The organism is Pseudomonas sp. PS01270 (assembly GCF_029959775.1).
Lineage (GTDB): Bacteria > Pseudomonadota > Gammaproteobacteria > Pseudomonadales > Pseudomonadaceae > Aquipseudomonas > Aquipseudomonas atacamensis.
In genome coordinates, this window is record NZ_JASCPT010000168.1 from 1 (window position 1) to 9,087 (window position 9,087).

The following is a 9,087-nucleotide window of genomic DNA, read 5'->3' on the forward strand; positions in this document are numbered from 1 at the left end:
GAGCTTGCTCGCGAAAGCGGTCTTTCAGTCAACATTGTGGTGACTGACACATCGCATTCGCGAGCAAGCTCGCTCCCACAGTGGTTTGTGGTGTAGTAAAAGGAACACTTTTTGCTGTCAGATGTGCTCGGCGCCATTGCGTCGGCGTCATTACTGGCTCAATTTAGCGGCATCGCCTCGGAAGGCCTTCGCACTTCATGTCCTCGACCTCGTTTCGTCAGTCTTTGCGGCGCCTGTGGGCGCTGGATAAATTCAGCTACAGCGTGCGGGTATTCATCGCCCTGACCGGCAGCATGGCGCTGTGCTGGTATCAGGACGAAATGGGCCTGCTGATCCCGTTGTTTCTCGGCATCATCGCCAGCGCCCTGGCCGAAACCGACGACAGTTGGCAGGGCCGCCTCAACGCACTGGCGGTAACGCTGGTGTGTTTCAGCATCGCCGCGCTGTCGGTGGAATTGCTCTTCCCCTACCCGATCATTTTCGCCGTGGCCCTGGCGCTGGCCAGTTTCGGCCTGACCATGCTCGGCGCACTGGGCGAGCGTTACGGTGCGATCGCCTCGGCGACGCTGATTCTCTCGGTGTACACGATGATCGGCGTCGATCAGCGCGGCGGCGCGGTTACCGATTTCTGGCATGAACCGATGCTGCTGGTCGCCGGCGCGGCGTGGTATGGCCTGCTCTCGGTGCTGTGGCAGGCGCTGTTTTCCAACCAACCGGTGCAGCAAAGTCTGGCGCGGCTGTTCCGCGAACTGGGCCTGTATCTGAAGCTGAAATCCTCGCTGTTCGAGCCGATCCGGCAGATGGACGTCGAAGCCCGCCGCCTCGAACTGGCGCAGCAGAACGGCCGGGTGGTCGCCGCCCTGAACACGGCCAAGGAAATCATCCTGCACAGGGTCGGCAACGGTCGACCGGGCTCGAAAGTCAGCCGTTATCTCAAGCTGTACTTCCTCGCCCAAGACATTCACGAACGTGCCAGCTCTTCGCACTACCCTTACAACGCGCTGGCCGAGGCGTTCTTCCACAGTGACGTGCTGTTCCGCTGCCAGCGCCTGCTGCGCCAGCAAGGCAAGGCCTGCCGGGCCTTGGCCGAATCCATCCAGATGCGCCAGCCATTCATCTACGACGCCAGTTTCGCCGAAGCCCTGAACGACCTGCATGCCTCCCTCGAACACTTGCGCATCCAGAGCAACCCGGCATGGCGCGGCCTGCTGCGCTCGCTACGCGCACTGGCGGCCAACCTCGGCACCCTCGATCGCTTGCTCAGCGATGCCAGCAACCCCGATGCCCTGGCGGACGCCACCGACAGCAGCCTGCTCGACCGCTCACCGCGCAATCTCAAGGACGTGTGGATTCGCCTGCGTACACAACTGACGCCGACTTCGCTGCTGTTCCGCCATGCCCTGCGCCTGCCGCTGGCACTGAGCATCGGCTACGGCATGGTGCACCTGATTCACCCGTCCCAAGGCTACTGGATCATTCTCACCACGCTGTTCGTCTGCCAACCGAACTACGGCGCCACCCGACGCAAGCTCGGCCAGCGGATCATCGGCACGGCCATTGGCCTGACGGTGGCCTGGGCGCTGTTCGATCTGTTCCCCAACCCGGTGGTGCAATCGTGCTTCGCCATCGCTGCCGGCGTGGTGTTCTTTACCAACCGCACCACCCGCTACACCCTGGCGACGGCGGCGATCACGATCATGGTGCTGTTCTGCTTCAATCAGGTCGGCGATGGCTACGGGCTGTTCCTGCCACGGCTGTTCGATACCTTGCTCGGCAGTTTGATCGCGGGTCTGGCGGTGTTCCTGTTCCTGCCGGACTGGCAGGGCCGGCGCCTGAACAAAGTGCTGGCCAACACCCTGACCTGCAACAGCATCTACCTGCGCCAGATCATGCAGCAATACGCTGCCGGCAAGAGCGACGACCTCGCTTACCGCCTGGCCCGCCGCAACGCCCATAACGCCGACGCGGCGCTGTCGACCACACTGGCGAACATGCTCATGGAGCCGGGGCATTTCCGTAAGGAGGCGGATGTCGGCTTCCGCTTTCTGGTGCTGTCGCACACGTTGCTCAGCTATTTGTCAGGGCTCGGCGCGCACCGTGAAACACAGTTGCCAGCGGAGGTGCGCGAGCATCTGATCGAAGGCGCCGGGGTGAAACTGGCGACCAGCATCGACGAAATCGCTCAAGGCCTTGCGAGCAAGCAGCCAATCGCGATTCAGAGTGATGAAGAGGAAGCGCTGGCCAATGAACTGGAACAGATGCCGGATGAAATCGATGAAGGGCAGCGGTTGGTGCAGACGCAGCTGGCGCTGATTTGCCGGCAGTTGGGACCGCTTCGGACATTGGCGGCGCATTTGATCAAAGAGGTCTAGCTGCAAGCTGCAAGTTGCAAGTTGCAAGTTGCAAGCTACAAGCTACAAGCTACAAGCTACAAGCTACAAGCCAAACGCTACCCGGCTTCTAACTTGCAGCTTGCCGCTTGCCGCTTGTAGCTCCCAACTACATTCCATGCCGCCGCAATAACTTCTCATAAGTCCCGTCAGCCTTCATCGCTGCAATCGCCCGATCAAACCCGGCGACGATCTGCTCATGCTGCGGATTCTTCAGGCTGACCAGAATATGCAGGCTGTTCTCACTCAACGGCTTGGGTAAAAACTCCACCGAATTGCGCACCTTGGCCGATTCCCGCGCCAGGTAATACTTCGCTACATACTCATCCTCAAGCGTCAGCTTGACCCGATCCGCCGCGAGCATGCGCACGCCCATGGCGAAGTTGTGCACGGGCACTTTCTGCATCGCCGTGTCGGCATCGAAAGGGGCGGAATAGGCATAGCCGCGCACCACCGCAATCGGATAGGTGTGCAGTTGCTCGAGGCTGTTGTATTCAATGGGTGCGTCTTTACGCTTGAGGAAGCGGATGCGGTTGATCAGGTACTCACCGGAAAACTGGCCGATCTGCGTGCGCTCGTCGTTGTACCAGGCGTTGACCAGCACGTCGTAACGCCCCTCGCCAATCCCCAGCAATGCGCGCGCCCATGGCACTTGCTCGTAACCGCTGGCATAACCGGCGCGAGCCAGTGCGGTGCTGACAATGTCGGTGGCCAGGCCACCGTTGACCAGTGCATCGTCGGTAAACGGCGGCCAGTTATCGAACGCCAGCCGCAGCTTCTGCGCCGCAGCATCCTGGCCGAGCACCAGCAGTCCGATCAAAGCAACGGCTTGAAGCAATCGCAGCATGCTTGAACATCCTCAGCGGGCAACCGCCCGACGTGGTTTCACGTCAAAACCCAAGGCCCCTTACCGGCAAAACCCAAGCATTGAACATTAGCTCATGGGAGCCAGTGGACAGTGCTCTTGAGCAGATTACACAAAGTCGCAGCCAGCGTGAGAAAGGAATAGTGGCATTTTGACCTTTATCACAGACTGTTGCGCCATACAGACATACGGCGCTGCTGCGCTTAGTATCGGGCGACATGGTCAAGGAATCGAAAAATGACAATCGAGTGGATCTGCAAACATCATCGTGATCTGGGCAAAGAGCAGTTGTACGCCTTGTTGAAGCTTCGCTCTGATGTATTCGTGGTCGAACAGAAATGCGCCTATCCGGACCTCGACGGCCAGGATCTGGAGGGCGATACCCATCACCTGATGGGTTGGGAGGATGATCAGCTGATGGCTTATCTGCGCCTGCTGGACCCGGAATCCCAAGGCGGCGACGTGGTGATTGGCCGGGTGGTGACCGCGCCCGCCGGCCGTGGCAAAGGGTTGGGCCACGCGATGATGGAACAGGCGCTGAAGCAGGCCGAAAAGCACTGGCCGCAGGTACCGATCTATCTGTCGGCGCAGGCGCATCTGCAGGGGTATTACGGCAAGTACGGGTTCGAAGTGGCGGGCGAGGAATATCTCGAGGATGGGATTCCCCACATAGGCATGCGTCGTTCTTGAGGGCCTCATCGCTGGCAAGCCAGCTCCCACAGGTTCATCGCTCGTTCACGAAAACCGTGTTCGCTGGAGATCCCTGTGGGAGCTGGCTTGCCAGCGATTGCGTCAGTTCAGGCGCCGCTGGATTCAGGGGTATTCCAGCACCGCTTTTATCTGCCGCAAATTGCGCTCGATCCACCCCCGATCAATCGCTCCCCATTCACGAATCCGATAGCGCCCGGCATGATTGCGTGCGCCCTCTTCCTGTTCGAACTCACAGATGATGTCCAGATCGGCCAGCGCGGCAATCGTGTCCTGCGCCGTGCGTCGCGGCATGCCGGTGACTTCGGTCAGCGTCGGCACACTCGGCGCCAGGCCGCTATCGATCAGATAAGCCACGTACAAACGGCGATAGAAACTGCTTTTGGTCTTGCTGACGTCCATCCACACCTTCCTGATTGGTCAAGCCTGCATATCCCGCCACGTCAGGTACACACGCAGATCGAACTCGATCTGGTGATACCCCGGCAGCATGTGCTCGCACAGTTTATAGAACGCCTTGTTGTGGTCCGATTCCTTGAAGTGCGCCAGCTCGTGCACCACGATCATCTTCAGAAAATCCGGTGCGGCGTCCTTGAACAGCGCGGCGATGCGGATTTCCTTGTTGGCCTTGAGCTTGCCGCCCTGCACCCGCGACACCGTGCTGTGCAGACCGAGCGCGCGGTGGGTCAGGTCGAGGCGGTTGTCGAACAGCACTTTGTCGATGGCCGGCGCATTGCGCATGTACTGCTGCTTGAGATCCAGCGCGTAGCTGTACAAGGCCTTGTCGCTCTGCACGTCGTGTCGCCCTGAATAGCGCTGATCCAGGTATTCACCCAGGCGCCCTTCAGCTATCAGTTGGCGCACCTGATCCTGCAATTGTGCGGGGTAGGCCTGGAGGTACTTCAACACAGTCATGGACGAGCGACGCGGTTCGAAAAAGGTCCGCCAGTGTAGCGAATTCAACCGGGCAACGCGCTCCAGTCAAACGGTTCGACGAAGCTGACCGCGTCTTCGGCGATCAACGGCCGCGCGACGAGGAAGCCCTGCACGTATTCGCAACCATGGGTTTGCAGCCACTGATATTGCTCGAGGGTTTCCACCCCTTCGGCAATCACCAGCAGACCGTATTGCTTGCACAGATCGATGACCATGCGCACCAGCACCGCATCGCGTGGCGAGTCCGGCAGGCGCGCGATCAAGTGGCGGTCGAGTTTCAGCGTGTCCAGTTCCAGATCGCGCAGATGCGCCAGCGAGCACGGCCCCGAACCAAAATCATCCAGCGCCACGCGCACCCCGAGATGACGCAGCAGCCGCAGTTGCTTGCGGGTTTCGTCCGGGTTTTGCATCAACGCTTCTTCGGTGACCTCGACTTCCAGTTGCCGCGGTTGCAACGCATGGCGTTCCATGACCTGTCGCAGTTCGGTGACCAGATTCGGCAGGCCGAACTGGGTATTGCTCAGGCTCACGCCGAGCACCAGATCATCGGCGAACTGAGCTTCCCAGGCTTTGCGCTGGCCGGCGCCACGGTGATAGATCCAGCTGCCGAGGCGACTGATCAAGCGCGCCTCTTCCAGCAACGGCAGAAACAACCCCGGCGGCACATCGCCGACGCTCGGATGCTGCCAGCGCAGCAACGCTTCGAACCCGCGAATCTGCCCGCTGCCGATCGCCACCTGCGGCTGATAGACCAGATTGAAATCGCGGTTCTCGATGGCCTCGCGCACGCTGTCTTCAAGCATCAGACGCGAGCGTGCGCGACCGTTCATTTCATGATCGTAGAAGCGATATTGCTGACGCCCGGCACGCTTGGCTTCGTACATGGCAATGTCCGAAGCGCGCAGCAAGCCGTCGAGGTTACGGCCACAGTCGGGATAAGTAGCGATGCCGATACTGGCGCCAAGAACGATATCCAGGCCTTCGATCTGCTGACAGACCGATACCCGTTCGATGAGTTTTTCGGCAATCTTCGCCGCTTGCTCGGGAAACTCCAGATCCAGCAGCGCGGTGAATTCATCGCCGCCCATGCGCGCGAGAATATCGAACGGCCGCAGGCACGCCTTCAGTTGCTCGGAAACCCAGCGCAACACACGGTCGCCGGCGTCATGGCCGAGGGAATCATTGACCCGTTTGAAGCCATCGAGATCGAGGTAGAGCAGCACCCAACTGCTGTCGCTGCGTTCGCCGCGCAACAACAGGTTTTCCACGGTCTGGTAGAACCCGCGCCGGTTGAGCAGCCCGGTCAGCGGATCGGTCACCGCCTGGAACTCCAGTTGCTGGTGCAAGTGACGCACCACCGACATGTCCAGCACCGTCACCACCATCGCGTGCTGCTCCGAGGGCAGCGGCGCGCAGGACAACGCCACCGGCACTTGCTGCCCGGGCGCAGTACGCAACAACGCATCATGCAGGCGCAGGGTTTCACCGCGTTGGTAGCCGGCGTAGAACTCGGAATCGGCCCACAACGGAATGTGGGGCTTCTGCAGGAAATCGAGAAACTCCTTGCCTTCCAGATCCTTCACCGGCGCATTGAGCAGTCGCGAAATCGCCGGGTTGGCAAAGCGGATCACGCCGTCCTCGCTCAACACCAGAATGCCTTCGGCGGCGTTGTCCAGCACCGAGGCATTGAAGGCGCGCGCCACTTCCAGGTCATGACTGAGGCGTTGCAAGGCACGGCGATTGCGCTGGTGCTCGAGCAACGCCTGGACCTTGGGCTTGAGAATTTGCGGATCGAACGGCTTGAACAGGTAATCCACCGCGCCGCTGGCATAGCCCTTGATCACGGCATCCTGGGATTGCTCGTTGGCGGTGAGGAAAATGATCGGCGTCAGCCGCGTGCGCTGGCTGCCGCGCATCAACCGCGCGACCTCGAAACCGTCCATGCCGGGCATCTGCACATCGAGCAGAACCAGGTCGATGTCGTGTTCGAGCAAAAGGTTCAGCGCCTCGAAACCCGAGGCGGCGGTCATCACTTGCCAATCCTGACGCTGCAGCAACGCGCGCATGCTGATCAGATTTTCGGGGTAATCATCGACGATCAAAAGGACCGAGCTGCCTTCACCTGGCTGGGGTTGCGCGCATTCCATGCTGCTTCTCTTATCGGGACCGGTTGCCGGCAAAACCATAGACGTACTGAGCCTTCACTCTAGACGCGGATCAGTGAAAGCAGAAGCTGTCATCCCGCCATCATTTAAACAATGCTCAACCCAGCCGACTAACGGTCACCGCTACAGCCCCCGAAAACCGGGCGGGATGGCATTTCGACAGGACTTTGACGTCAAGTAATCGCCAGGCGGGCATTAACAAAAATTGCCGCTACGCTTATAAAGACGCCCGAAAACGCGCGGGCTAGAGCTTCTGGCACCGGCGTTCCGGATGAATTGATTGGAAGAACCGTCATGATCGACCTCGCAACCTGGAACCTCAGCGTTCCTGTTGGCAGCCCGCCGTACACCGTTGAAACCTCGAAACTGGTGGATGGCTTCAAGGATCAGTACTTCCATTCCGACACCGGCACCCTGTTCTTCTGGTCCCCGGTGACTGGCTCGAAAACCGAAAACGCCATCTACCCGCGTACCGAACTGCGCGAAACCTACAGCAACGGCACCCTGCGCAACTGGTACTACCCGGACGCCGACAACCTGCTGCGCGCCACCCTCGCGGTGAACAAGGTGCCGAGCTCGGGCAAGATCGTCATCGGCCAGATCCACGCGTACGAAAGCCAGCGGCCGATGGTCAAGCTCGAATATCAGTACAAGGAAAAAACCCAGACCGGCAATCTGGTGATCAAAGTGCGCATGCGCCCGGACGACGCCGAAAGCCGCGTCATCACCCTAGCCACCGGCGTCAAGCTTGATCGCGAATTCAACTACCTCATCCACTTGAGTCCCGGCGGCGCACTGGGCGTAAGTGCAGCGGGGTATCAATGGGACTCACAGATCAGCGCGACCTGGCGCGACAAGCCGCTGTATTTCAAGGCTGGGGTGTATGTGCAGGACAACACCGGGTATACCAGCGAAGGTGGGCAGGTGACGTTTACCAAACTGGATATTGATCACGACAAGTAGCGCAAATCCTACTGTAGGAGCTGCCGGAGGCTGCGATCTTTTGATCTTGTTTTTGATTCTAAAAAGACAGAATCAAAAGATCGCAGCCTTCGGCAGCTCCTACCTTTAAACAGCGCTGTTTAGAGCTGTCAGCGGTTACTTCCGGATGCCTACAACAGCTTGCGTCGTTGCCTACCACTACGCCAGAATTCGCCGGCTTGTGCGCCTGGCGGGCCATCGGTAACTTGATTCGCGTCACTGATTTTCAGTGATCGGGTTTAGTAGCCCGCGGTTTCAAGCGTGATGCACAAGCATCTGTCAGTCGGGGATGTCGATTCCTGCGCTTGATGGCAGCTGTGCGCAGGGCACCTTCGGGTGCGCCGGCTTGCTCGAAACCCCGGTCTACTAACCTGCGTACAGTTGCCTCCACTTTGATTAGTAGCCAGAGCGGAGGCACTCCAATCAGGTTTCGAGCAAATGACTAAATCAACGCCACATCCGCCGGCCATCGACCCGGCCTCGCCATACAAATCCCTCGACTCAAAAAAACTCAACGACGCCGCCGAACGCGCCCTCGACCACTACCTCAACCCCGCCGCCCTTATCATGGCGAGCACCAACGAACCCGAGCCCATGTACTTCGCAAACCCGAAATACAACACCGAATCCCTGCTGGCCAACGCCAGCGAAACCTTGGGCTCAGCCAGCGTCATGCTCAACAACTTCGCCGCGATGCTCGACCACTCGCATCGCAAAACAGCGCTGGGGATCGCGCAGGTCGTCATGCTCGGTGAACTGGCAGTGAATCACGCACTGGATCACGTTGAACTGAAGGAGTAGTCACTGATAAAGGACTCTTCGTCGACGAGCTCACCGTCAATCCAGCAGTCATGCCCACGCTTGAAGAGATAGCGGAAATATTTGTTTAATTACGCCCACAAAAAACCCGCCTCTCCAGACTGTGTGAAAACCTAGCAATCTGCGCAGCGCTCAAAGAAAATGCTCCGTATCGAAAGATACGGAGCATTTTTCGTTATGGCCTACATCCAGGGACAGTCCCGCAGCCAGACCAGCCTGTTTC

Annotated in this window: 8 protein-coding genes; 4 read left to right on the top strand and 4 right to left on the bottom strand. The window is 59.3% G+C overall.

Annotation, left to right across the window (positions count from 1 at the left end; translation table 11 throughout):
- Positions 1 to 197 precede the first annotated feature (197 nt).
- Positions 198 to 2,372, top strand: coding sequence for a YccS family putative transporter (gene yccS / locus QMX86_RS25840; RefSeq protein WP_073476432.1), 2,175 nt, complete (start codon positions 198 to 200; stop codon positions 2,370 to 2,372).
- A 127-nt stretch (positions 2,373 to 2,499) separates the two neighbouring features.
- On the opposite strand, the gene QMX86_RS25845 is transcribed toward yccS, so the two are convergent.
- Positions 2,500 to 3,237 carry a transporter substrate-binding domain-containing protein gene (locus QMX86_RS25845; protein ID WP_071173870.1) on the bottom strand — a complete coding sequence of 246 codons (738 nt, stop codon included), beginning with the start codon at positions 3,235 to 3,237 and terminating at the stop codon, positions 2,500 to 2,502.
- A 255-nt stretch (positions 3,238 to 3,492) separates the two neighbouring features.
- Between QMX86_RS25845 and QMX86_RS25850 the strand changes: the two genes are divergently transcribed.
- Positions 3,493 to 3,945: a GNAT family N-acetyltransferase gene (locus QMX86_RS25850; RefSeq protein ID WP_024014616.1), complete on the top strand. Its 453-nt coding sequence runs from the start codon at positions 3,493 to 3,495 to the stop codon at positions 3,943 to 3,945.
- Positions 3,946 to 4,068: 123 nt separating this feature from the next.
- On the opposite strand, the gene QMX86_RS25855 is transcribed toward QMX86_RS25850, so the two are convergent.
- The 3 genes from QMX86_RS25855 to QMX86_RS25865 are packed head-to-tail and all read right to left on the bottom strand — an operon-like array spanning position 4,069 to position 7,046.
- Positions 4,069 to 4,365 carry a winged helix-turn-helix domain-containing protein gene (locus tag QMX86_RS25855; protein ID WP_016772794.1) on the bottom strand — a complete coding sequence of 99 codons (297 nt, stop codon included), beginning with the start codon at positions 4,363 to 4,365 and terminating at the stop codon, positions 4,069 to 4,071.
- An 18-nt stretch (positions 4,366 to 4,383) separates the two neighbouring features.
- Positions 4,384 to 4,878, bottom strand: a complete 495-nt coding sequence (locus tag QMX86_RS25860) for a M48 family metallopeptidase (RefSeq protein WP_071173889.1) — start codon at positions 4,876 to 4,878, stop codon at positions 4,384 to 4,386.
- A gap of 44 nt (positions 4,879 to 4,922) precedes the next feature.
- Positions 4,923 to 7,046, bottom strand: coding sequence for an EAL domain-containing protein (locus tag QMX86_RS25865; protein ID WP_151553079.1), 2,124 nt, complete (start codon positions 7,044 to 7,046; stop codon positions 4,923 to 4,925).
- Positions 7,047 to 7,358: 312 nt separating this feature from the next.
- On the opposite strand from QMX86_RS25865, the gene QMX86_RS25870 reads away from it, so the two are divergent.
- Both QMX86_RS25870 and QMX86_RS25875 read left to right on the top strand, forming a co-directional pair.
- Positions 7,359 to 8,027 (top strand): polysaccharide lyase family 7 protein, encoded by a 669-nt coding sequence (locus QMX86_RS25870; RefSeq protein ID WP_016772792.1) that lies wholly within the window; start codon positions 7,359 to 7,361, stop codon positions 8,025 to 8,027.
- A gap of 456 nt (positions 8,028 to 8,483) precedes the next feature.
- The gene (locus tag QMX86_RS25875) at positions 8,484 to 8,846 is read left to right on the top strand and encodes a DUF6124 family protein (RefSeq protein WP_282387052.1); all 363 of its coding nucleotides are present in this window, start codon (positions 8,484 to 8,486) and stop codon (positions 8,844 to 8,846) included.
- Positions 8,847 to 9,087 lie beyond the last annotated feature (241 nt).